This window comes from Candidatus Accumulibacter phosphatis (genome assembly GCF_000024165.1).
GTDB classification, from domain to species: domain Bacteria; phylum Pseudomonadota; class Gammaproteobacteria; order Burkholderiales; family Rhodocyclaceae; genus Accumulibacter; species Accumulibacter phosphatis.
Window position 1 is genome coordinate 4,086,216 of record NC_013194.1, and the last position, 22,979, is coordinate 4,109,194.

At 63.6% G+C, this 22,979-nt stretch carries 21 protein-coding genes; 12 read left to right on the forward strand and 9 right to left on the reverse strand.

Features of this window, described 5'->3' with window-relative positions; genetic code table 11:
* Nucleotides 1–55: 55 nt before the first annotated feature.
* Nucleotides 56–1,393: a right-handed parallel beta-helix repeat-containing protein gene (locus CAP2UW1_RS17750; RefSeq protein WP_015768006.1), complete on the reverse strand. Its 1,338-nt coding sequence runs from the start codon at nt 1,391–1,393 to the stop codon at nt 56–58.
* A gap of 347 nt (nt 1,394–1,740) precedes the next feature.
* Between CAP2UW1_RS17750 and CAP2UW1_RS17755 the strand changes: the two genes are divergently transcribed.
* A complete protein-coding gene (locus CAP2UW1_RS17755) occupies nt 1,741–3,123 on the forward strand; it encodes a CorA family divalent cation transporter (RefSeq protein WP_015768007.1) in 1,383 nt (460 codons plus the stop codon).
* A gap of 57 nt (nt 3,124–3,180) precedes the next feature.
* Here the strand turns inward: CAP2UW1_RS17755 and hemL are convergent, their stop codons facing one another.
* From hemL to thiD, 3 genes are read right to left on the reverse strand one after another with little or no spacing between them, the layout of a single operon-like run.
* Nucleotides 3,181–4,461: a glutamate-1-semialdehyde 2,1-aminomutase gene (gene hemL, locus CAP2UW1_RS17760; protein WP_015768008.1), complete on the reverse strand. Its 1,281-nt coding sequence runs from the start codon at nt 4,459–4,461 to the stop codon at nt 3,181–3,183.
* Complete coding sequence (gene thiE, locus CAP2UW1_RS17765) at nt 4,458–5,102, reverse strand: thiamine phosphate synthase (protein ID WP_015768009.1); 645 nt, start codon at nt 5,100–5,102, stop codon at nt 4,458–4,460. The genes hemL and thiE overlap by 4 nt, the downstream gene beginning before the upstream one ends.
* Nucleotides 5,095–5,943, reverse strand: coding sequence for a bifunctional hydroxymethylpyrimidine kinase/phosphomethylpyrimidine kinase (thiD, locus tag CAP2UW1_RS17770; protein WP_015768010.1), 849 nt, complete (start codon nt 5,941–5,943; stop codon nt 5,095–5,097). The genes thiE and thiD overlap by 8 nt, the downstream gene beginning before the upstream one ends.
* A 133-nt stretch (nt 5,944–6,076) precedes the next feature.
* On the opposite strand from thiD, the gene CAP2UW1_RS17775 reads away from it, so the two are divergent.
* From CAP2UW1_RS17775 to CAP2UW1_RS17800, 6 genes are all read left to right on the forward strand, one after another.
* Nucleotides 6,077–6,265, forward strand: coding sequence for a rubredoxin (locus CAP2UW1_RS17775; RefSeq protein WP_015768011.1), 189 nt, complete (start codon nt 6,077–6,079; stop codon nt 6,263–6,265).
* A 127-nt stretch (nt 6,266–6,392) separates the two neighbouring features.
* Nucleotides 6,393–6,752 carry a response regulator gene (locus CAP2UW1_RS17780; RefSeq protein ID WP_199931731.1) on the forward strand — a complete coding sequence of 120 codons (360 nt, stop codon included), beginning with the start codon at nt 6,393–6,395 and terminating at the stop codon, nt 6,750–6,752.
* A gap of 43 nt (nt 6,753–6,795) precedes the next feature.
* Entirely contained in the window at nt 6,796–7,158 is a 363-nt protein-coding gene (locus tag CAP2UW1_RS17785) for a response regulator (RefSeq protein ID WP_015768013.1), read from the forward strand.
* Between the two features lie 14 nt (nt 7,159–7,172).
* Nucleotides 7,173–7,682 carry a chemotaxis protein CheW gene (locus CAP2UW1_RS17790; RefSeq protein WP_015768014.1) on the forward strand — a complete coding sequence of 170 codons (510 nt, stop codon included), beginning with the start codon at nt 7,173–7,175 and terminating at the stop codon, nt 7,680–7,682.
* A gap of 138 nt (nt 7,683–7,820) precedes the next feature.
* Entirely contained in the window at nt 7,821–9,920 is a 2,100-nt protein-coding gene (locus CAP2UW1_RS17795; RefSeq protein ID WP_291911042.1) for a methyl-accepting chemotaxis protein, read from the forward strand.
* 40 nt (nt 9,921–9,960) lie between these two features.
* Nucleotides 9,961–15,354, forward strand: coding sequence for a hybrid sensor histidine kinase/response regulator (locus tag CAP2UW1_RS17800; RefSeq protein WP_015768016.1), 5,394 nt, complete (start codon nt 9,961–9,963; stop codon nt 15,352–15,354).
* Here CAP2UW1_RS17800 and CAP2UW1_RS17805 read toward each other — a convergent pair.
* A complete protein-coding gene (locus CAP2UW1_RS17805) occupies nt 15,332–16,780 on the reverse strand; it encodes a cryptochrome/photolyase family protein (protein WP_015768017.1) in 1,449 nt (482 codons plus the stop codon). The two genes, CAP2UW1_RS17800 and CAP2UW1_RS17805, sit on opposite strands and share 23 nt — an antisense overlap.
* Nucleotides 16,781–16,827: 47 nt before the next feature.
* Between CAP2UW1_RS17805 and CAP2UW1_RS17810 the strand changes: the two genes are divergently transcribed.
* The 5 genes from CAP2UW1_RS17810 to CAP2UW1_RS17830 are packed head-to-tail and all read left to right on the forward strand — an operon-like array spanning nt 16,828 to nt 20,592.
* Nucleotides 16,828–17,388, forward strand: coding sequence for a YqgE/AlgH family protein (locus CAP2UW1_RS17810; protein ID WP_015768018.1), 561 nt, complete (start codon nt 16,828–16,830; stop codon nt 17,386–17,388).
* Nucleotides 17,381–17,887: a Holliday junction resolvase RuvX gene (ruvX, locus tag CAP2UW1_RS17815; protein ID WP_015768019.1), complete on the forward strand. Its 507-nt coding sequence runs from the start codon at nt 17,381–17,383 to the stop codon at nt 17,885–17,887. Before CAP2UW1_RS17810 ends, ruvX begins: the two co-directional genes overlap by 8 nt.
* Complete coding sequence (gene pyrR / locus CAP2UW1_RS17820) at nt 17,874–18,380, forward strand: bifunctional pyr operon transcriptional regulator/uracil phosphoribosyltransferase PyrR (RefSeq protein ID WP_015768020.1); 507 nt, start codon at nt 17,874–17,876, stop codon at nt 18,378–18,380. The genes ruvX and pyrR overlap by 14 nt, the downstream gene beginning before the upstream one ends.
* A complete protein-coding gene (locus CAP2UW1_RS17825) occupies nt 18,373–19,332 on the forward strand; it encodes an aspartate carbamoyltransferase catalytic subunit (protein ID WP_015768021.1) in 960 nt (319 codons plus the stop codon). Before pyrR ends, CAP2UW1_RS17825 begins: the two co-directional genes overlap by 8 nt.
* 3 nt (nt 19,333–19,335) lie before the next feature.
* Nucleotides 19,336–20,592, forward strand: coding sequence for a dihydroorotase (locus CAP2UW1_RS17830; RefSeq protein WP_015768022.1), 1,257 nt, complete (start codon nt 19,336–19,338; stop codon nt 20,590–20,592).
* 17 nt (nt 20,593–20,609) lie between these two features.
* Here CAP2UW1_RS17830 and CAP2UW1_RS17835 read toward each other — a convergent pair whose 3' ends face one another.
* Genes CAP2UW1_RS17835 through CAP2UW1_RS17850 form a run of 4 tightly spaced genes read right to left on the reverse strand, consistent with a single transcriptional unit; the run spans nt 20,610 to nt 22,944 of the window.
* On the reverse strand, nt 20,610–20,900 hold the full coding sequence (locus CAP2UW1_RS17835; protein WP_015768023.1) for a DUF167 domain-containing protein: 291 nt from the start codon (nt 20,898–20,900) through the stop codon (nt 20,610–20,612).
* A gap of 3 nt (nt 20,901–20,903) precedes the next feature.
* On the reverse strand, nt 20,904–21,443 hold the full coding sequence (locus tag CAP2UW1_RS17840; protein WP_015768024.1) for a YggT family protein: 540 nt from the start codon (nt 21,441–21,443) through the stop codon (nt 20,904–20,906).
* Nucleotides 21,443–22,258, reverse strand: a complete 816-nt coding sequence (gene proC / locus CAP2UW1_RS17845) for a pyrroline-5-carboxylate reductase (RefSeq protein ID WP_015768025.1) — start codon at nt 22,256–22,258, stop codon at nt 21,443–21,445. The genes CAP2UW1_RS17840 and proC overlap by 1 nt, the downstream gene beginning before the upstream one ends.
* Nucleotides 22,255–22,944 (reverse strand): YggS family pyridoxal phosphate-dependent enzyme, encoded by a 690-nt coding sequence (locus tag CAP2UW1_RS17850; RefSeq protein WP_015768026.1) that lies wholly within the window; start codon nt 22,942–22,944, stop codon nt 22,255–22,257. Before CAP2UW1_RS17850 ends, proC begins: the two co-directional genes overlap by 4 nt.
* Nucleotides 22,945–22,979 lie beyond the last annotated feature (35 nt).

A 22,979-nucleotide genomic window follows, 5' to 3' on the forward strand; every position in this document is an offset into this window, starting at 1 on the left:
CGCCTGGAGTTTGGCCGGCAGCGGCTGGGCAGCCGCGACAGCGAACGTCCCCGGGTCACTGCAGCGCCCCCGCCGACAGCGGCTTGCCGACAACCAGCGGGCGGGTGCCGGCGGGAAGTCTGAACTCGGCAGCCGGCGTCAGACTACGCTCACGTACAGACCCGGGCGCCATCGCCTTGCCGCGCAGCGGCGAGTTGCCGGGCAGGCGGAAATCGAGGCCGTCCGCATCGACCAGTGCCGACCGGTCGACCTGCTGATTGCCGGCGTAGCGACCGGGAGCCTGCGGCGAGAACTCGGCGTGACCGACAAGAAGATTGTTGATGGCCCAGACCTCGGTCCCTGCCGGCATCCGGTCGTTCCAGACCCGCAGGAAGCGCCCCCCCAGCCTGTCGTCGACGAGCGTGTTGTGCGCCAGATAGAGGGCATTGTCGGGCCAGCGCTGGCCTTCGGCGCCGTATGAGATGAGGTCGCGATTGTCGGTCGTTGGGCTCTGGCCGATGATGTTACCGACCACCCACGCCAGGCCCCCGTTCGGGAACTCGAGTTCATAGGAGGCGCTGCCACCGACACCGTCGACCAGCAGGTTGTACACGATCGAACTCGCGCGCGCGCGCGACTTGATCAGGTGACCGCGAAAGCCCTGCTGCAACCGGCTGCCGCTGACGCTCAGGCGAGCGATCGTGCCGACATAGAGAAGGTGATGCAAGCCGCCGGCGTGCCGCGGCGCATCGCCGAACTCGCTGTCCTCGACCTCGAGCACCGACTCGGTATTGCCGCCGGTGAGAATGCCCATTTCGTTGTCGAAGAACGCGCAACGAAGGACTTTCAGATGCCCCTTTTCGAAACGGATTCCGGCACCGTTGCCATCCGGGACGCGGACACCGCGAAACTCGATGTTCTCGATCAGCATGTCGGCGTTGCGCACCACCCACATCGCCTTGCCTTCCGCGCTGTCACCGTCGGCGATGAGCACCGGTCGCCTGCCGATTCCCCTGATCGTCAGTCGGTTTTGTGACCAGACCACGGCCTGCTGTCGGTACTCGCCAGACAGGATCTCGATGGTGTCGCCATCGCGGGCGATCCGCGCCGCTTCCTTGATGCTCCGGATCCGTTCCAGGGGACCGACGACGATCGTCGTAGCGGTGGCAGCAGTCGCGGATCCCTTCTCCGGCGCCTTGCCCAGCCCCCGCTCCCTGGACAGGGCAGAGCCTGGCGTTGCTCCTCCCGACGCTGACGGACTGTCCGGCGGCACCGTGACCGCTTCCAGCTTGCCTTGTTCGTTGCGACGAACGCTGCCCAGTTCGGTGGGTGCCGGTGGCAATCGGTCCGCCAGCACATCGGTAACCAGAAAACCCAGCGCCAGGGCTGCCACGGCAAGCGCTCCGTAGCTCATCTCATGCACTCCTTGCCTGCCGGCAGCAAGGCCGGCTACCCGCGATCCGTTTCTGACGACCACTCGATCAGACGAGCATCTTCTCACAGATCGGCGGCCGCGAAAGCTGGCTTGCGGCCAGCGGCTCGCGCCATCCGGGATGCCCTCGTCCGACCGACCGGAAAGACCAGCGCGTACCGGCGTTGCCCGCGCAGGCGACAGCGCACGCGTTAAATGGAAGTTGCTTCCAGGAAACGCCCGAACTCCTCGCGAACGGCGCAAATGGCCTCGAAACGGTAGGTTTCGCCCTTCACGCGGAGTACAATCCAGCCCTTCGAGGATTCAGATCGTCAACAGGGGTTAGTGCCATGGGCGAAGAAAACAAGCGATTCACCACCCCGGAAGCGCTCCAACAGGGCATTGCCGACGTCCACCTCAGCGAGGTTCGTTCGCTGCTCTCGCTACAGAAGCGGGTGGAAGAACTCGTGGCACCACTCGTGCGTGAGCAGGGGACGCCCAACCTCGATGAGGCCAGCGTCGAGATCCAGCACCAGTATCGCAAGGAGCTTCGGCAGAAGCTCAAGCTGATGCCGGCGAGGGAGGTTGCCTACATCATCGAGGCGCTCGATTCCAATGAGCGCCTCGTGGTGTGGGATGAGGTCAAGGAAGGCGCCGACCCGATCCTGGCACTGCTTCCCGACGAGGTTCTCGAGGAGTTGATCGATGACAGCCACTACCGCAACGAAAAGACGTCCATTACCGCCTTCGAACTCCGCGATGGCCGACTGCGTCAGATCGCGGTCACCAGCCCCGACGATCTGAAGGGCGTCAGCCCGATCTGGGTGGACCTGATTGCGCCAACGAAAAAAATCCGCGGCTGGATCGGCAGCATGTATGACGTAGAGATACCCGATCCGGGCGGCCTGACCGACCTGGAAGCGAGCGCTCGCTTCTATGTCGAAGACGACGGCGAGGTTCATCTGCACTCCGACTTCCTGCTCGACACGCGAGAGGAATCGCGCAACGTCCCGGTGGCCCTGATTCTGCACAACGAGGTCTTGTTTACGGTGCGCAGCGAGGAACTGCCGGTGTTTCGCCTGCAGCGCGCACGCGCGCGCACCCGGCCTGGCTACGTCACGGACGGCAAGGACGTTCTCCTCGACCTGTATGCAGCCGACGTGGAATACTCGGCGAATGCGCTCGAGGACGTCTATGCGGGACTGGAGAAGGTCGGCACGCAAGTGTTGCGCTCGCGTATCAGCGACAGCGAGGCGGCAGAGATCCTCGCGGCCATCGCCGAAGCCGAAGACCTCAATGGCCGCACCCGCCGCAGCGTTCTCGACACCCGGCGGGCGCTGTCCTTCCTGCTCCGCGGCAAGGTGCTGTCCGACCTGCAGCACAACGACGTGCGCGAGATCCTGCGCGACATCGAATCGCTGGACGGGCACACCGCCTTCCTGTTCAACAAGATCAACTTCCTGATGGACGCCACCGACAGCGCGATCAACATCAACCAGAACAAGGACATCAAACGCCTGACCATCCTCAGCGTCGTTTTCATGCCGATCAATGTGCTGGCCGGCATGGGCGGCATGTCCGAGTTCTCGATGATGACCCAGGGCATCCCCTGGCCGATCGCCTACTCTGGTTTTGTCGCCGCCATGGTCGCGGTCGGCGGACTTACCTATGCCGGTCTGCGGTTCTTCTCGAATCGCAAGACGCGCAGCCGGAGCCACGGCGGCGCGCTTTGACCTGCGGCGGAGGTGCCGTGAAGTCCCCCAGCAGCAGCAGGCAAACCGGAGCGCGCGTCACCAGGCCCGGAAAACGGCATCGGCAGCGGCAATGGTGCTGGCGATGTCAGCCTCGCCATGGGCTGCCGAAACGAAGCCGGCTTCGAAGGCCGACGGAGCAAAGTAGTGACCGGCATCGAGCATGCCGTGGAAAAACCGGTTGAAGGCGTCCGTGTCGCACTCCATGACCTGAGCGTAGGTCTGCGGGCACTGTGAGCGGAAATACAGCCCGAACATGCCGCCTATCGACTGCGCCGAGAATACCACCCCGTGTTTGGCAGCGGCGGCCAGCAGTCCGTCGCAGAGTTGACGGGTACGCCGCGCCAGGCTTTCGTGGAAGCCGGGCATCTGCAGCAGCTTCAGCGTCGCCAACCCGGCAGCCACCGCCACCGGATTACCGGACAGCGTCCCCGCCTGATACACCGGGCCCAGCGGCGCAATCCTGGCCATGATCTCTCGCCGGCCGCCAAAGGCGCCCACCGGCATGCCACCGCCGATCACCTTGCCGAGCGTCGTCAGATCCGGCGTGACGCCGTAGAGGCCTTGCGCGCCTTTGTCGCCGACCCGGAAACCGGTCATCACCTCATCGAAGATCAGGACTGAACCATGCCGGCTGCACAGGTCGCGCATCTCCTGGAGGAACGCGGGCCGCGGCGCGATGAGGTTCATGTTGCCGGCCACCACTTCGACGATCACGGCAGCGATCCGCGCGCCATGCTCGGCAAACGCTGCGGCGAGTCCGTCGGCATCGTTGTAATCGAGCACCAGCGTATGCCGCGCGACATCGGCGGGCACCCCCCCGGAACTCGGATTGCCGAAAGTGAGCATTCCCGAGCCGGCTTTCACGAGCAGACTGTCCGAGTGGCCGTGATAACAGCCTTCGAACTTGACCAGCAGGTCGCGCCCGGTGAATCCACGCGCCAGCCGAATGGCACTCATCGTCGCTTCGGTTCCGGAACTCACCAGGCGAACCAGTTCCAGCGACGGCAGCAAGTCGCAAAGCAACTCGGCCATCTCCACCTCACTTTCGGTGGGCGCGCCAAAGGAAAGCCCATGGGCTGCCGCATCGCAGACGGCGGCGACCACCGCCGGATGGGCGTGGCCAAGAATCAGAGGCCCCCAGGAGCCGACGTAATCGATGTAGCTCGTGCCATCTGCGTCGGTGACGCGCGCACCCGAACCGGTCACGAAGAAGCGTGGTGTCCCACCGACCGAACGAAAGGCTCGTACCGGTGAGTTGACGCCACCCGGAATGCGCTGTTGGGCGCGTTCGAAAAGCTGCTGATTGCGGGAGATCACGCGGAGGCTTCCTTGCAGAGTCGTTGATAGGCCGCGGCACGCGACGCAATGTCGGCCGCCTCGAAAAGGTCCGTGATGACTGCCAGCAGGTCGGCACCCGCGGCCAGCAGCGGCAGGGCGTTGTCCAAAGTGATGCCGCCGATGGCGCACGCCGGTACGCGCAGTTCGGCTCGGCAGCGGCGGAACAGCGAAAGTGGCGCGCGAACGGCTTGAGGCTTGGTCAAGGAGGGGTAGACGGCTCCGAAAGCAACGTAGTCCGCGCCCGCCGACACCGCTGCGTGCGCTTGCTCGAAGTCGGCATAGCACGAGGCGCCAAGCAGGCGGCCAGGACCCAGCGTCTGGCGCGCCGCCCGCAGGTCACCGTCGGTGGCTCCGAGATGCACGCCGTCGGCATTGACGGCGAGCGCCAGCGCGAGATCGTCATTGATCAGCAACAACGCATCGAACCGCTTGCAGAGACTGCGCAGAGCGCGTGCCAGTTCGCCGCGCTGCACCGCGTCCGCGTCCTTGTCGCGATACTGGACCAGGCGAGCTCCTCCCGCCAATGCCGCTCCGACCCGCGCCAACAGAGCAGACGGCGCCACGCCTCCCGGGGTGATCGCATACAGACCGCGCAAGCCGTGGCTCGCCGGCTCAGCCATCCGGAGTACCATCGTAGTGGCGCCACTGAAAAAAACGATCGGGAATGTACTGACCCATTCCCGGCCGAAAGCCGGCGGCCAGCGACTGCCACGTGTACTCCTGCGCCGCGCAGACGGATTCGTCCACCGACCATCCCCGCGCCAGATGGGCGGCCAGGGCCGAAGCCAGCGTACAACCCGAACCATGGTAGCTGCCGGGCAGCCGATCCCAGGTGTCGCTGCGCAGCAGGCCTCCCGGCTGCCCATACAGGCTGTTGACCACCCGCGCAGTATTGGCGTGCGTGCCGGTCACCAACACGTACTCGCAGCCAAGGAGCAGCAGTCGCTGCGCGCACTCGCCCAGGCTCGGGTCGCCTGCCTGATCGTCGTCATCCGCCGCCGACAATCGTCGGACCTCGAAGGTGTTCGGCGTCAGAATCGTCGTCAATGGCAGCAGCAGGTCCCGCAGGCCGGCAATCATTTCCTTGTCGGCCAGTTCGTCGCCACGTCCGGACGCCAAAACGGGGTCAAGGACCAGGGGTATGCCCGGGTAGTCGGCGAGAATCCCGGCGATCACCACAACGTTGTCGATACTGCCCAAGAGGCCGATCTTGAAGGCGGCCACCGGCATGTCCTCGAGCAGTGCCCGAGCCTGATCCTCCACCCATTCCGACTCAACCGGCATGATGCCGACGACGCCGACGGTATCCTGCACCGTGAGCGCGGTCGTCACCGAGAGCGGATGGCAGCCGATCGACGAGATGGCCATCAGGTCTGCCTGCAGTCCCGCTCCTCCCGACGGATCGCTGCCGGCGAAGGTGAGAACAAGGGGCCGGCACGGCGCGGCAAATGGGGGAGTCATAAAGGCGGAGATGAAGGCGGAGCGTGGTCAGCAAAGCACTTGGCTGGGAAAAGAATGTCTTGGCAGCGCGAGACCCCTTTAGCTAGAATCTCCGCTTTTTCCACCCGATTCTAACCGAAAATTGACACTGGCCATGAACACAGCTCGCGACCTGCCCTACCGCACCTGGATGTGCTTGACTTGCGGCTTCATTTACGACGAGGCCGCAGGCTTGCCCGACGAAGGCATCGCGCCGGGTACGCGGTGGGCGGACGTACCGATCAACTGGACCTGCCCGGAGTGTGGAGCGCGCAAGGAAGACTTTGAAATCGTCGAGATCTGAAAACAATGCGGTATAGTACTCGCCAGAAGGCGAAAGCGTCGCTTCGGTGGGACGCATAGAATAATTATCTGGAACGCTCTGGAGGAGACAATTGGCTGAAGCTGCAAACTTGCGCGGCGTAAAGGTCATGGTCATCGATGACAGCAATACGATACGGCGCAGCGCTGAGATTTTCCTTGTCCAGGCTGGCTGTCAGGTGTTGCTTGCCGAGGACGGCTTCGATGCGTTGGCGAAAATTGCCGACCACCAGCCGGCAGTTATTTTCTGCGACATCGTGATGCCGCGCCTTGACGGTTACCAGACCTGTGCCTTGATCAAGAAGAACCAGCGCTTTCGATCAACGCCAGTAATCATGCTGTCCTCGAAGGACGGCCTGTTCGACCGCGCGCGTGGTCGCATGGTCGGCTCGGATCAGTACCTGACCAAGCCTTTTACCAAGGATAGCCTGCTGCAGACGGTGGCGTCTTTTGCGCCTCCGTCCGCCTGAGAGGAGCGGACGTGGTGACGGACAGCGGAGGGAGCCAAAGGCCATGACCATCAAGAGAATTCTCGTCGTCGACGATTCGCCGACAGAACGGCATGTGATGAAGACGCTGCTGAGCAGCAACGGGTATGAGGTCATTACCGCCGAGAGTGGCGAAGAAGGAATTGCCAAGGCGAAGAGCGAGTTGCCGGACCTGATTCTGATGGACGTCGTGATGCCGGGGCTCAATGGCTACCAAGCGACCAGAACCCTGACCCGCGACGAAGCCACCCGCAACATTCCGGTCATCGTGTGCACCACGAAGGGCCAGGAAACCGACAAGATATGGGGCTTGCGGCAGGGAGCCCAGGATTATCTCGTCAAACCGGTCAACGGCCAGGAACTGCTGGCCAAGATTGCGGCGCTCTGAGCGGTAGAAAGGGCATGACCAAAAAGATCCGCCTGCACGAATTCCAGTCCTACCTGGCGTCGCGACTCGCCGGCACGGGCGACCGAAGTGCCGCAGGCCTGCTTGGCCTGCAGTCGGGCTCGGACTACTGGCTTCTCGACTTGGCGGATTCCGGCGAGATCGTTCCCCTGTCACCTCTGACAGACGTGCCTCTGACCAAGCCATGGTTCGCGGGGATCGCCAACATTCGCGGCAATCTGTATTCGGTCGTTGACCTGTCCGCCTTTCTTGGCAAGGAAGCGACGCCCCAGAACGGCAGTTCGCGCCTACTGTTGATCGGTACGCGCCATGGCAGCAACGCCGCCCTGCTGGTGACGCGCATGATCGGACTGCGCAATGCCGAGGCCCTGAATACCGAAGCGCCTGATCTGCAGGCACCGCCCTGGGCGCAGCAGACCTACAGCGACAACGAAGGCCGTCGCTGGCGCAAGCTCAAGGTGCGGGAACTGCTGGCCGACGATGCATTCATGGATATTGGCGCTTGAATCGCTTTGGCATCAAACACTCCTCGACGACCGCAAGCCAGACTGTCGAACCAGGGTAACCGGAGAAGCAAGATGAAGTTCAAACCCAAGCTGCCAGGTTTCTTGTCCCGTGCGAAGGACTCGACAGGCGAAACTCTCATGGCGCGCTCCGCCGTCGATGCGGACGAGCCGACGGGCAGGGGCCACGTTCCGCTGGTGTCGGCGATACTGGGCAAGTACCCGGTCGCCAAACAACTGCAGATCCTTGGTGGCGCTCTGCTGCTGGTCATGCTGATCATTGCCACCGTCGTCTATCGCGACAGCCGTCAGGCGACCTACGGCACCGCTTACATCGCCGCCGCCGGTGACATGCGCATGCTCTCGCAGCGCCTGGCCAAAGCGTCCACGCTGGCCCTGCTGGGCGACCCGGGAGCGTTCAAGCAACTCAAGGATTCACGTGACAGCTTCGCGACCAACCTTGAAGTACTGACCAACGGCGGCGAACTGGCCGGGACGCGAGTACCTCCTTCGCCCGATGGCGTACAGCCACAATTGCTTGCGCTGACGCAGATCTGGGACAAGACCGACAAGAGCGCCGCGCGGCTGCTGGAGATGGAAGTCAATCTTATCTCGCTCGGCAAGGATGTCGGCTCCATCAACGACAAGAATCCGCAGTTGCTGGAGCTGTCCGAACAGATCGCCGCACTCAAGCTGCAGGGCAACGCAGGTGTCCGCGAAATCGCCGCCGCCAACCAGTTGGTCATGCTGACGCAACGCATCGCCAAGAATGCCAGTGCGCTGTTGGTCGGCAATGCCATCGACCCGGAAATTGCGTTCCTGCTGGGCAAGGACACCAACACCTTTCGCGACACGCTCAAAGGTCTGACCAAAGGCAGCGATGTTCTGCGCATCGCCGCAACAACGGACCCCGACACCAGACAGAAACTCGTCGAACTTGAAACGCGGTTCGCCGAGTATCGGACGGCAGTTGGCGGGATTCTCGGCAACATGCAGCGGCTGGTGATTGCCAAGCAGGCAGGTTCGCAGATCTTCCACGACAGTGAAGAACTGCTTGAGGTGACCGACCAACTCGCTCAAGCCTATCAGACGGGTGCGCTGAAGCGTACCGCCTATGGCATTGTCCTGGTTGTGCTGATTCTTCTGGCCATCGGCCTGCTGTTCCTGCTGGCCAGAACCTACCTTGCCGAAAGCCAGCGGCAGACCGAAGAAGCCGAGCAGAGCCGGCAGGCGACCGAATCGCTCAACCGCCAGAATCAGGGCGCAATCCTGCGCTTGATGAACGAACTCGGCGACCTCGCCGACGGGGACCTTACGGTCACCGCCACTGTTTCCGAGGATATCACGGGCGCCATTGCCGACTCGATCAACTACACCATCGAAGAACTGCGCGTGCTCGTCGGCCGCATCAATGATGCCGCCAGCCGGGTGACGGTGGCTACTGGAATGGCTCAGCAAACCTCCACCGAGTTGCTTGCCGCCGCCGAACGTCAGGCCACCGAAATCAAGGCCACTGGCCAGTCGGTGCTGGCCATGGCCACGTCGATGACCAACGTCTCGGCCGATGCCAAGCAGTCGTCGACCGTCGCTCGACAGTCGCTGGCCGCCGCCGACAAGGGAGCACAGGCGGTCGAGGCCTCGATCAAGGGCATGAACAAGATCCGCGAGCAGATCCAGGAGACTTCAAAGCGCATCAAGCGGCTCGGCGAATCCTCTCAGGAGATCGGCGAGATCGTGGAGCTGATTTCGGACATCACCGAGCAGACCAACGTACTGGCTCTCAACGCCGCCATTCAGGCGGCGTCTGCCGGTGAAGCGGGACGCGGTTTCACGGTGGTCGCCGAGGAAGTGCAGCGCCTTGCCGAACGTTCCGGCGAAGCGACGAAACAGATTGGTGCGATCGTCCGGACGATTCAGACCGACACCCAGGACACCGTCTCGGCAATGGAAGAATCAACCCGCGGCGTCGTCGAAGGGGCTAGACTGTCCGACGCGGCAGGCAAGGCCCTTGCCGAAATTGGCGAGGTTTCACAAGCGCTGACGGCGCTGATCGAAAACATCGCGGCGGCGACCCGCCAACAGGCCGATTCGGCAACCAAGGCGGCCCGCAAGATGCAGGAGATCCTTCTGGTCACGGGACAGACTACCGCTGGCACGGAGAAGACCGCCACGGCAGTTGGCGAACTGGCGGGTCTGGCGACGGAGTTGAAAGGATCGGTAGCCGGCTTCAAAGTGTCCTGATCACTAGCGCCACGAGACTGGACTGGAGAGACTGTCCCCGATGAATGCCGCAACGGACTTCGATATCGGCCCGCTGACCTGGGTCAAGAGCGAGATCGATCTCGCGCTGGAGCGTGCCGACAAAGCGCTGCGACAATTTACGGCGAGTGCTGCCGACGGCACCGGTGATCTGACCCAGATCAAGTTCTGCCGCACCCATCTGCATCAGGTGCAGGGAGCTCTGACCATCGTCGGACTGGACGGTGTCACCCAGTTCAGCGAGGCCATGGAGGCCCTGCTCGAGGCCATGGAAGTGCAGCAGCGCCCAGCCGCACCGTCATCTCTGGAACTGATTCAACGAGCGATGGGCGTGCTCCGTCACTACCTGGATGATCTGCTCGCCGGCCAGCCAAACCAGCCATTGCGGCTCCTGCCGCTTTACCGGGAAGTGCAACTGGCGCGCGGCCAGGAGCGCGTCCTGCCCACCGACCTCTTCTTCCCCAACCTGCTGGTCGGGCCCGAGCGCCGCGCGGGCCCGCCGCTGCAGATCGGCCGCAACCAACGGCAGCAGGCCCTACGGCAACAACGGGCACATTTTCAGCGCGGCCTCCTGTGCTGGCTGCGTGCGCCCAAGGACTGTGCCGGCGTCCCGGAAATGCTCGAGGCCGTCAAGCGCATCGAGGCCATCCAGGAGATGCCGTCGGCGCGTGCCTTCTGGTGGGTCGCCACTGCCTTCCTGACGGCACTGTCGCAGGGCAGCCTGCCGCCGGATGCCGATGCCAGACAACTGTGTACCCGCATCGACCTGCAAATTCGTCGGCTCATCGAAGGCTCAAGCAACGTCGCCGAGCGCCTGATGCGCGATGCGCTGTATCTCGTAGGCAGCGCCGACAGCAATGATCGTGCGGTGCTGCGCGTCAAGGAGGCCTACGCGCTGGCCGCCTTGATGCCTGGCGCAGCACCGGAGACGCCGGTTGCCCTGGAGTCCGTGCGCCGCCGCTTGCGCGAAGCGATCGCTGCCACCGAAGAAAGCTGGAACAAGTTCTGCGCCGGCACGACGCAGGCTCTACCCGCATTTCGCGCCAACGCCAGCACCTTGTCGGCACTGGTCGACGAACTCAACCACACCGACTATCGTCGATTGGTACAGGCCATTGGCGAAGTGGCCAGCCTGCTCGCTCAGACACCCGCACGGCACAACGAAGCGCTGGCCATGGAAACCGCCACGGCGATTCTCCTCGCCCAGAACGCTCAGGAAAACATACAGCACCTCGACCGGAGTTTCTCGCACCAGGTTGACGTCATGGTCGATCGGCTCCGTGGCTGCATTTCCGGAACGCCTCCGCAGCCTGAGTCGGAGATCCCGTCGCTCGACGAAATGTCCCGCCTGGCGCATGAAAAGCTGCTGGTCGGGCAGGTGGCCAGGGAAATTCAGAACAATCTGGCACAAATCGAACAGGTTCTCGACGGGTTCTTTCGCGATACCGAGAAGCCCGCCGACCTGGATGGTCTGGAGACTCCGCTGCGTCAGGTCATCGGTGCCCTGACGATGATGCGGCACGATGGTGCAGCGGCAGTGCTCCGCCAGTGCACGAGCGACGTCAAAGCCTTCTCGGAACCCGACTATGTCCCACAGGAGGCTGATTTTGCCCGTGTGGCGGATCGTCTCGCGCTGGTCGGTTTCTTCGTCGACGCACTGCACCACGGCGCTACCGACTTCGAAAGCTTTGTCAGCGAAATGCAGTCCGGCAACGCCCGCCAGGCGGCCGCCGACGCACCGGCGGCGACGGTCGAGCAGGAACTGGAGCAGCAGAAGCGTGAAGCGCATGGCCTGCTGGCGGCACTCAAGGAGCAGCCCACAGACGCCGGTCTGCTCCAGGAAGTGCAGCAGAATCTCGCCGCGCTGCAAAAAGATGCCGATCTGGTCGCCGACAAGAAGCTCGGGCAGCAGACAAAGCACGTCCTCTCGGCTCTCGCAGCCGGTGGCGACGCGGGCCAGCAGATCGACGCAGCAATGGCTACGCTCAAGCCACAGACGGCGGAAGCGCCACAGCCATCGGCCGAAACCCTGCAGCTCTCGCAGGCCACGAGCGAGGAAGTCGATGCCGAACTGCTCGGCATCTTTCTTGACGAGGCCGATGAGGTACTGGCCAGCATTGATCAGAACTTCCAACTCCTGAAGACCCGTCCCCATGATGCGGATCTGCTGGCTGCGCTCCGCCGTTCAGTTCACACCCTCAAGGGTAGTGGGCGAATGGTCGGGCTGAAGGATCTGGGTGAAGCGGCGTGGTCGATTGAGCAGGTTCTCAACCTCTGGCTCCGGCAAGAACAGGAAGTCACGCCAGCAATTCTCGACCTGCTTGCCCAGACCTACCGCGTCTTCCTGGCCTGGGTCGATCACCTGAAAACGGGCCAGGGGCGCGCGCCCGATGCCAGCAGCATGATCGCTCACGCCGACTCGCTCAGACAAGGCAGCGAGGCCGCCACCGAGTTGCCGCGGACCGGCGACGCCGTCGTGGCGCCGATGGGCGCCGCCGGCGAGGAGGCAGGCGAACTGCCGTCAGACAGCGAACCAGAGTCCACCAGCGAACAGGCGCCCGTCGCCTATCAGGAAGCCAAGACACGGCGCCGCCTTGCCCTCGCTCCAGACCTGGTCGAAATCTTCAACGCCGAGGCAGGTGCTCATCTTGCCACGTTGCAGCGCGAGCTGGAGCCTCTTCAAGCCGACCCGAACGCACCCACCAAGCACGAGATGTATCGTGCCGCCCACACCCTCGCCGGTATCGCCGCGACGCTTGGCATTGCAGCGGTAAACCGACTCGCGCACGCCCTCGAACACAGCTTGGTACGCCGCAATCAGGCGGCACATCCCGACAGTCTCGAAGCGCTGGAGACGATCCGTCAGACCATCGCCGAGTTGGCCTTGATGCTCGCTGACGTGGCCAGCGAACACGAGCCCGAAGCCACGCCCGAGCTCGTCGACGCGCTCGGCACTCTTTACCCCGAACAGGTGGCCGAAGAGCTTCCCGCTGCCGGCGATTCGGACAGCGAGCAAGAGCGTTTCCCACAGGCCAGGCAGCCGTCACCGCCAGCACGCGCCGAGGCCATGCCGGGATTCGATGCCAAGGCGATCCCGATTCCGCAGTTGCAGGACGAACTTGACGAGCAACTCCTGCCGTTGTTTCTGGAGGAAGCGCTCGAACTCAACCAGGGCATTGCCACGCAGCTGCGCGCCTGGCGCAGCAACCCGGCCGACAGCGAAGTAGTCCGTCGACTGGCTCGTCTGTTCCATACGCTCAAGGGCAGTGCGCGCATGGCCGGGGCGATGAATCTCGGCGAGTTGACGCACGCCATCGAGACGCGCATGGAGGAAGCGCAGCGTGCCGGCCCGGCAGCACCGGAACTGATCGACGATGTCGACAACGTCTTCGACGTCATCGTGCAAGCCGTCGAGAGCCTGCAGCGCGGCGAATCTTCCGACGCACTCGTCGAAGTGCCTGACGACGTGGTCGCCGAAGCTGACGTCGAATCGGTGGCAAGTGCCGGCGGGTTGGCCGGCGCGGTTGAACAGGCGGCACCCGCCAGCCAGCGTGAAGCCCAGGAGGGCGAGACAGATGCCGCCACACAGCGCGCGATTCTGCGCGTCCGCGCCGACCTCATCGACCGGCTGGTAAACGAAGCTGGCGAGCTGTCGATTGCCCGCTCGCGGATCGAAGGAGAGATGCGCTCCATCAAGGGGTCCTTGCTCGACCTGACCGAGAACGTCATCCGCCTGCGCCGACAGTTGCGGGACATCGAACTGCACGCCGAGTTGCAGATGCAGTCCCGCACCGCGCTGACCGACGAGAGCCACACCGATTTCGATCCGCTGGAGTTCGACCGCTTCACGCGCTTCCAGGAACTGACGCGAATGATGGCCGAATCGGTTAACGATGTCGCGACCGCACAGCAGAGTCTGTTGAAGAATCTGGACGATGCCAACGCAGCCATCCTCGCGCAGTCGCGCCTGAACCGGGAACTGCAGCAAGAGCTGATGTCCGTTCGCATGGTCCCGTTCGCCAGCATTGCCGACCGCCTCTACCGCATCGTCCGGCAGGCAACCAAGGAGATCGGCAAGCGGGCCAACCTGGAGATCAGCGGTGCCGAACTGGAACTCGACCGAACGGTTCTCGACAAGATGCTGGCGCCATTGGAACATATCCTGCGCAACGCCGTCGCACACGGGCTGGAAAGGGCCGATGTTCGTCTGGCGAAGGGCAAGCCGGAGATCGGCGAGCTGTCGCTGACGCTGGCCCAGGAAGGCAATGAGGTCATTCTCTGTTTCTCGGATGACGGCGCCGGTCTCGACCTGGAGCGACTGCGCGAGCGTGGCCTGGCAGCCGGGCTGCTGACCCGGGAAGAGGCAGCGGACCCGACGCGGGTCGTCGACCTCATCTTTGCTCCGGGTATCTCGACGGCCAGTGAGGTCTCACGCCTGTCTGGCCGCGGCATCGGAATGGACGTCCTCAAGAGCGAAGTGGCAAGCCTGGGCGGCCGAATTGAAGTCGTTTCCAATATCGGTCAGGGAACCACTTTCCGGCTCTACCTACCACTCACCCTGGCGGTGACCAAAGCCTTGCTGGTACGCTCGGGCAAGCGCGAGTACGCCATCCCGTCGGCGATGATCGAGCAGGTACTCGACCTCAAGGAAAAGGGGCTGGCCCGGATTCGGGATGCCAAGGTTGCCAGCTGGTCGGGAAATCCCTATCCCTTCCATTACCTGCCCCACCTGCTTGGTGACTCGCAAGCGCTACCCGAAAAGCACCAGCAGTACTGGGTTCTGCTCTTGCGCAGCGGTACCGGCCGGATCGGTTTGCAGGTCGACGGCTTGCTGGGCAATCAGGAAATCGTCGTCAAGAACGTCGGCCAGCAACTCGCCCGCGTGATCGGCGTCGATGGTGCAACGGTACTCGGCAACGGCCAGGTCGTGCTGATCCTCAACCCGGTAGCCCTGGCCAGTCGCACTCGCGGCGGCGCCCCCGTGGCGCCGGTGCCGACCGTACGCGAACCGATGGCGACTGACTCGGTTACCGCCACGTTGCCGACGGTGATGATCGTCGATGACTCACTGACCGTGCGCAAGATCACCAGCCGGTTGCTGGCAAGGGAGGGTTACCAGATCATGACTGCCAAGGATGGCATCGACGCGCTCGAGCAGCTGGTCGCCTTCGTCCCCGACGTCATGCTGGTCGACATCGAAATGCCGCGCATGGACGGCTTCGAACTGACCAGGAACGTCCGCGCCGACAGGCGCCTGCAAAGAGTGCCGGTCATCATGATCACCTCGCGAACCGCCGAGAAGCACCGTCAGTACGCGTTCGAACTTGGCGTCAATCAGTACCTCGGCAAGCCCTATCAGGAGGATGAGCTGCTGCGCCTGGTAGCTCAGCACATCAGGGAACAGCGGGGGACTTGACGATCGCGTAGCGTTCGAGGGTGCGCTGTCTCGCCTGATCATGATCAACCAGCGGCGCAGGTGTCGTGCGGCCGATCAGCACGCCGCAGGCTGACTGCTCCACGGAGCTCATTCGCCACGGCGCGTGGATGAAGCGGTCCGGAACGTTGGCAAGCTCCGGCAGATAGCGGCGAATGAACTTGCCGGCGGGGTCAAAGCGCTCGGACTGTGTCACCGGGTTGAAGATGCGGAAGTAGGGTTGGGCATCGCAGCCGGTGGACGCTGCCCATTGCCAGCCGCCGTTGTTGGCGGACAGATCGTAATCGTTCAACTGCCTTGCGAAATAGCGCTCACCCAGCCGCCAGTCGATTCCCAGATCCTTGGTCAGGAACGAGGCAACCAGCATGCGCAGGCGGTTGTGCATGTAGCCGGAGCTGTTCAGCTGTCGCATCGCGGCATCGACCAATGGATAGCCGGTACGGCCGGCGCACCAGGCGCTGAATGCGTCCTCGGCCTGCGCGCCCGCTTGCCAATTGATCAAGTCATAAGCGGGCTTGAAGGCGCGCTCGACGACGTGCGGAAACCTGTCGAGAATCATGAAATAGAAATCCCGCCAGACGAGTTCGGACAACCAGGTAGCGGCGCCTTCGCCACCCTCGCGAAAGGCACCAGCGGCAATCGCCTTGGCGACCAGATCGCGAACCGAGACCGTCCCGAAGCGCAGATGAACCGAGAGGTAGGAAACCCCCTTGACGGCCGGAAAGTCGCGTTGCTGCCGGTAGCGCCCGATGCGCCCGAGAAAGTCGGCCAGCAACTGGCGTCCGCCACGCATACCCGGCACGATGCCGAGGCGCCGCAAATCCGTGCCGGAGAAGCCGATCTTGGCCAGTGGCGGCACGCCATCGGCGGCAGGGGTCGCCGCCAGCACCCCGGATCCGGCCTGATGTGGGTACCAATCATCGTCCGTCAGACGCTTCAGCCAGGCATTGCGGTAGGGTGTGAAAACGGTGTAGGGCCGTCCCGCCTGACTCAAGACCTCATCCCCGTCAAGGATCGCCTGGTCCTTGAACGACTCGAAAGCGATTCCGTCGGCCTTCAGCGCCGCGCTGACCGCCGCGTCCCTCTGCTTGGCCCCCGGTTCGTAGTCTCGATTGACGAACACCGCAGCAACGCCAAGCCCCCGAGCCAGGTCCGGAATCTCCCTGGTCGCCCAGCCATGGCGCACCAGCAACGCGCCGCCACGTGTGCGCAGTGCTGCATCAAGCTCGACCAGCGACTCGCGAATGAACTCGACCCGTCGATCGGCCTCGTGGTCCAGAGCATCGAGGATCTCCCGATCGAAGACGAAAGCACAGAAGACGCGTCGTCCGCGACGCAGAGCTTCACACAACGCCGCGTGATCGCTGTCACGTAGGTCGCGACGAAACCAGACAAGAATTGAATCCACCGTGGATTACCTTTGTGTCGGCCGTCACCGCCGATTAGAATAAGGCCATGCAAAGCATCAACCTGACCCATCATTTTCTCATTGCCATGCCGGCGATGGTGGACTCGTATTTTTCCAGGACCCTGGTCTACATTGCCGAACACAACGATCGAGGTGCGCTGGGCGTGATCGTCAACCGGCCTATCGACATGAGCCTGGGCACGCTCCTCGAGAAGATCGACGTTCCCCTCGAAGCCCAGAGCTTCGCCAATCTGCCCGTACTTTTTGGTGGCCCCGTGCAGACCGACCGCGGTTTCGTTCTCCACCGGCCGATCGGCCAATGGCAATCGACACTGCCGGTCAATGAGCAGGTCGGCCTCACCAGTTCGCGCGACATCCTGCAGTCAGTTGCGCGCCACGGACAGCCACGCGACCTGATGGTAACCCTTGGCTACGCCGGTTGGTCTGCCGGTCAACTCGAACACGAACTGGCCCAGAACGCCTGGCTGACCGTGCCGGCCGAACTGCGCATCCTGTTCGAATTGCCGTACGAGGAGCGACTCGCCTCGGCCCTCGAGCTGCTCGGAGTCAATCTGACCAACCTTGCCGATGAGGCAGGGCATGCCTGAGCCAGCCGACACGCAGACAGGTACGGTACTCGCGTTCGACTTCGGTGAGAAGCGTATCGGCGTCGCCGTTGGTGAATGGCAGTTGCGTCAGGCGCACCCGCTGACGACGATTCATGGCGAAGCCAACACCGAGCGTTTTGCGGCGATTGCTGCCTTGATCGGCGAATGGCGGCCAACCCATCTGGTCGTTGGTCGTCCGACCTCGCTTGACGGCACGCCACACGCGATGACCGCGCGCTGCCGACGCTTCGCCGACCAGTTGCGCGGTCGCTTCGGTCTCGGTGTCGACCTTGCCGAGGAGCGACTTTCTTCGTTCGATGCGCAGGAACGGCTCCGCGCCAGCGGCCTCAATGGCCGCAGCGCAAAGAAACATCTCGATGCCGTAGCCGCGCAACTGATCCTCCAGAGCTATTTCGATAGCGTGCTTAGCGAGGACCGGACACCCGTCTCCACCCACCCCGAAAACCCTGACGACGCCCATCCCGATGCCCTCAATTGACCTCCCCGACGCCGAAGCACAGTGTGCCGAACTGGCCGAGCTGATTCGTCCCCACCTCCGACCCGGCACGCTCCTGGTCGGCATCCACAGTGGCGGTGTCTGGGTTGCCCGGCGTCTGCGCGACCTGCTCGATCAGGCCAACGACATTGGCCTGATCGACGTGTCCTTCTATCGGGACGATTACGGCGAACGCGGCCTGCATGCACGCGTCAAGCCGAGTTCGATGCCGTTTGACGTCGAAGGACGGCCACTGATCCTCGTCGATGACGTGCTGTATACCGGACGCACGACACGCGCGGCGATCAACGAACTCTTCGATTATGGTCGTCCAGCCAGCATCCAACTCGCGGTTCTGGCCGATCGCGGGCGGCGGGAGCTGCCCATTTGCGCCGACTTCTGCCCCTGGCGTGTGCAGCTTGACTCTGCGCAGGAACTGATCCTCTCGGCAGACAGCGACGGCCGTCTGCGATGGAGTGTCGCCGAGAATGCGTAATCCCCAACTGAACGCCAATGGCGAATTGACCCACCTGCTGTCGATCCAGGGCTTGCCCCGTGATGTGCTGATCCACATTCTCGATACGGCGTCAAGCTTTCTCAAGGTTTCCGACCGTAACGTCAAGAAGGTGCCCCTGTTGCGCGGCAAGAGTGTGTTCAATGTGTTTTTCGAGAACTCGACCCGTACCCGCACGACCTTCGAGATCGCCGCCAAGCGGCTGTCGGCGGACGTCATCAACCTCGACGTGACGCGCTCCTCGACCGCCAAGGGCGAGACCCTGCTCGACACGGTAGACAACCTGGTGGCCATGCACGCCGACATGTTCGTCGTCAGGCACGCGGCCAGCGGAGCGCCGCACCTGATCGCCGACCACCTGCGCCGACTCGGGCGGAACGACGTGCATGTCGTCAATGCCGGCGACGGACGCCACGCGCACCCGACCCAGGGCCTGCTGGATATGTACACCATCCGCCACTACAAGAAGGATTTCGACCAGCTCGTGGTAGCGGTAGTCGGCGACATTCTCCACTCACGGGTCGCCCGCTCGGATCTGCACGCCCTGACCACGCTGGGTGCCGCCGAGGTGCGTGCGGTGGGGCCGCAGACCCTGTTGCCGACGGCCATGGAAACCATGGGCGTTCGCGTGTGCCACGATCTGCGTGCCGGGCTGCGCGACTGTGATGTAATCATCATGCTGCGGCTGCAGAACGAGCGCATGAATGGCGCCTTGCTGCCGTCCGCCCGCGAATACTTCGCTTGTTACGGGCTGACGCCGGCGATGCTGGCGCTGGCCAAGCCGGACGCCATCGTGATGCACCCCGGACCGATGAATCGCGGCGTCGAGATCGACTCCGACGTCGCCGACGGACCGCAGGCGGTGATCCTGCCGCAGGTCACCTTCGGGATCGCCGTCAGAATGGCGGTCATGGGAATTCTCGCGGGGAACTGAGCGATGCACAGCCAAAACCTACACATCCGGAACGGCCGCCTGATCGATCCGGCCGGCGGCCTCGACCAACAGATCGACCTGTTCGTTGCCGACGGCCGTATCGCGGCCATCGGCCAGCCTCCGGCGGGCTTCTCGGCGGATAGACAGATCGACGCCAGCGGCTTGATCGTCTGCCCCGGTCTGGTCGATCTCTCGGCCCGCCTGGGCGGCATCGAATCGGAACTCAAGGCCGCTGTCGCCGGCGGAGTCACGTCGCTGGCCTGCCCACCGGACACCAAACCGCCACTCGACGAAGCGGGACTCGTCGAGCGCCTCGTCCGGCGCAGCGAAACGCTTGGCCTGGCGCGGGTCTATCCGATCGGCGCGCTGACCCAGGAACTGGCCGGCCAGAAACTCGCCGAGATGAACGGCCTGGCGCGCGCCGGTTGCATCGCCTTCTCACAGGCCAAGCATCCGATCATCGATACCCAACTCCTGCTGCGCGCGATGCAGTACGCAGCCACCTTCGACTATGCGGTCCGCCTGCGCCCACAGGATCATTTTCTTGCGCGCGAGGGGGTCGCTCACGATGGCGAAGTCGCTTCAAGGTTGGGTTTGACCGGCATTCCGGTGTCTGCTGAAACCGTGGCCATCGCCACGGCCCTCCATCTGGCCGGCGAAACAGGTGTCCGCCTGCACCTTTCCCGCCTGTCTTCTGGCGCCGGCGTTGACCTGATCCGAACCGCCAGGCAGTCGGGCGTGTTGGTCACTTGCGATGTGTCGATCCATCACCTGCATCTCTCGGAAACGGACATCGGCTACTTCGACAGCAATTCGCGCTTCGACCCGCCGCTCCGCTCGGCGGCGGACCGCGAGGCCTTGCGCACCGCCGCGAGTGACGGATTGGCCGCGATTTGTTCGGACCATACTCCGCTCGACGCCGACGGCAAGCAACTGCCTTTTGCTGAGGCTCTGCCCGGGGCAAGCGGCCTCGAACTCCTACTGCCACTGACCCTGCTGTGGGCGACACAAGCGAAGCTGCCCCTGATCGGCGCACTTGCCCGCATCACCTCCGATCCGGCAAGCATCCTCGGCATCGCAGCGGGTTCGCTGAGCATTGGCAGTGCGGCGGATGTCTGCATCTTCGATGCCGACGAGGCCTGGCACGTTACACCGGAAGCGCTGCGCAGCCAGGGCAAGAACACACCGTTCCTCGGTCGTGACGTCAACGGCCGGGTGCGTATGACACTGGTCGGCGGACGCATCGTTTTCGAGGGCTGACTGGGGCGCCTGCCGGTTTACTCAGCAAGCAGGCAGAGCACCGCCTCGGCCGACGCACCGCTGATTCTCAACACCTTGCGCCGCGACGTCAGGCCGCTCTTCAGCTCGACCGCGGATCTGGACAGACCCAGCCGTTGTGCGAGGAAATCGACGAGCGCCGCGTTCGCCCGACCGTCCACCGGCGGCGCTGTGATACGCACTTTCAGCGCATCCCCATGCCGCCCGGCGATTTCGTTGGCCTTGGCACCGGGCTGAAGATGGATCGTCACGGTGATCGCACCACCGCCGTCGCGCAGCCAGTCAACCACGGCTCAGAGAAACATCAGGACGAGTTGCGCAAGAACAATGGCGATCAGCGGCGAGAGGTCGACGGAAGCAATCGGCGGCAGAAAACGCTGGATCGGCCGCAGGAAGGGGCCTGTGAGCTGTGACACCGGTTGGCTCAGCGGCGAATAGGGACTGACCCAGGAGAGAACGGCCTGCAGCAGCAGCGCACCGATCAACAGGTAGATGCTGAGGCGCAAGGTAGCGAGTACAGCCCGCCAGCCAAGGAGGGGAAGCAAGCTCGACAGCGACCACGTCTCGGCGCCGCTGCCCAGCCACACGACGACGAAGAGGAAAAGGCACTGCAGCAGATAGGCCGGCACGAGGCTCGCCAGATCGAGGCCGAGGAGCCCCGGCAGCGCCTTGCGCAGCGGCCTGACCAGCCAGTTGGTGACTTCCACCACGAAAGACCCGGCCGGATTGTTGAAGGAAACCCGGAAAGCCTGCATGTAGAAGCGCAGCAACAAGGCCAGGCTGAGAAAACCGGTCAGCACTTCGAGCAGGAACAATCCGGCCTGCGCGATCATCAATCGTCCTTGCCCAGCAGGTCACCCAACTCACGGCCACGCACATTGGCCGCCAGGACTCCGGCGATGAAACCCTCCCTGACGCCACGCTCCTCCATGGTCCGCAAGGCCGCCTCGGTGGTCCCACCCTTCGACGTGACACGCTCACGCAGGACGCCCGCCGCTTCATCGGACTGAGCGGCCAGCTTGGCCGAACCGAGAACCATTTCAATCGACAACTGGCGCGCCTGTGCCGGCGTCAGGCCAAGTTCCCGTGCCGCCTGCTGCAGGGCTTCAATGAACAGGAAGACGTACGCCGGACCACTACCGGAGATGGCGGTAACGGCGTCCATATGCACCTCGTCGGCGATCCACAGGGTGCTGCCAACCGCCTGCAGGATGCGCTCGGCACCCAGACGCTCAGCCATCGATACCGCCGGCATCGCACACAAACCGGTAATGCCGGCACCAATCAGCGCCGGCGTATTGGGCATTGCGCGCACGACCTTGCCGTAGCCACCCAGCCAACGCGAAACGTCGGCCAAACGCAGTCCGGCAGCAATGCTGATGACCAGTTGCTGCTTGAGGTGATTCAGCAGGGGGACGCAGGCCTCCCGCATCTGTTGCGGCTTGACCGATAGGAGAACGGCATCGCAGTCCAGTGCGGCCGCGCTCGGCGCCTCGTAGCAGCGAACTCCATAGACCAGACGGAGTTTGGCACGTCCCTGCGCGCCCAACTCGATAACCGCGATGTCGGCTGTCGAAAAGCCCGTCTTCACCAAGCCGCCGATCAGCGCATTGGCCATGTTGCCGCCACCAAGGAAAGTGATTCTCATGCTGTGTGTCTCTCGCCAAAAATTGCCGTACCGACGCGCACCAGCGTCGAACCTTCGGCAATTGCCGCTTCCAGGTCCTGCGACATGCCCATCGAAAGTGTATCAAGCACCAGTCCGTCGGCTCGCAGTTGCTCCGACAACTCCCGCAGACGGCGGAAAGGGCGGCGCTGTTCAACGAAGTCGTCGCTGGGCGCGGGAATAGCCATCAGACCGCGCAGACGCAGCTTTGGCAGTCTGGCGACCGCATGCGCCAAGGCTGGCGCTTCAGCCGGGGAAACCCCCCCTTTGCTGGCCTCACCGCTCACATTCACCTGCAGACAGACGGACAGCGACGGCAAGGAGAGCGGGCGTTGTGCGGACAGGCGCTCGGCGACCCGCAGTCGGTCGAGCGAATGTACCCAATCGAACGTCTCAGCGACCGGGCGCGTCTTGTTGGCTTGCAGCGTACCGATGAAATGCCATTCGAGGCCCATGGCGCGCAGTTCCGCGACCTTGTCAATGCCTTCCTGGAGATAGCTCTCGCCGAACGCCCGCTGTCCGGCGGCGGCGGCTTCACGCAAGCACTCCGCAGGCCAGGTCTTGCTCACGGCAAGCAGGAGGACGTCCGCCGGATCACGTCCCCACCGCCGTGCAGCGCAGGCGATTCGCGCGAGAACGGCTTGCAGCTTGGCGGGAAGTGTGGTCATAATCAGGCGTTGCGCAGATTCTGCATAGTATAGCA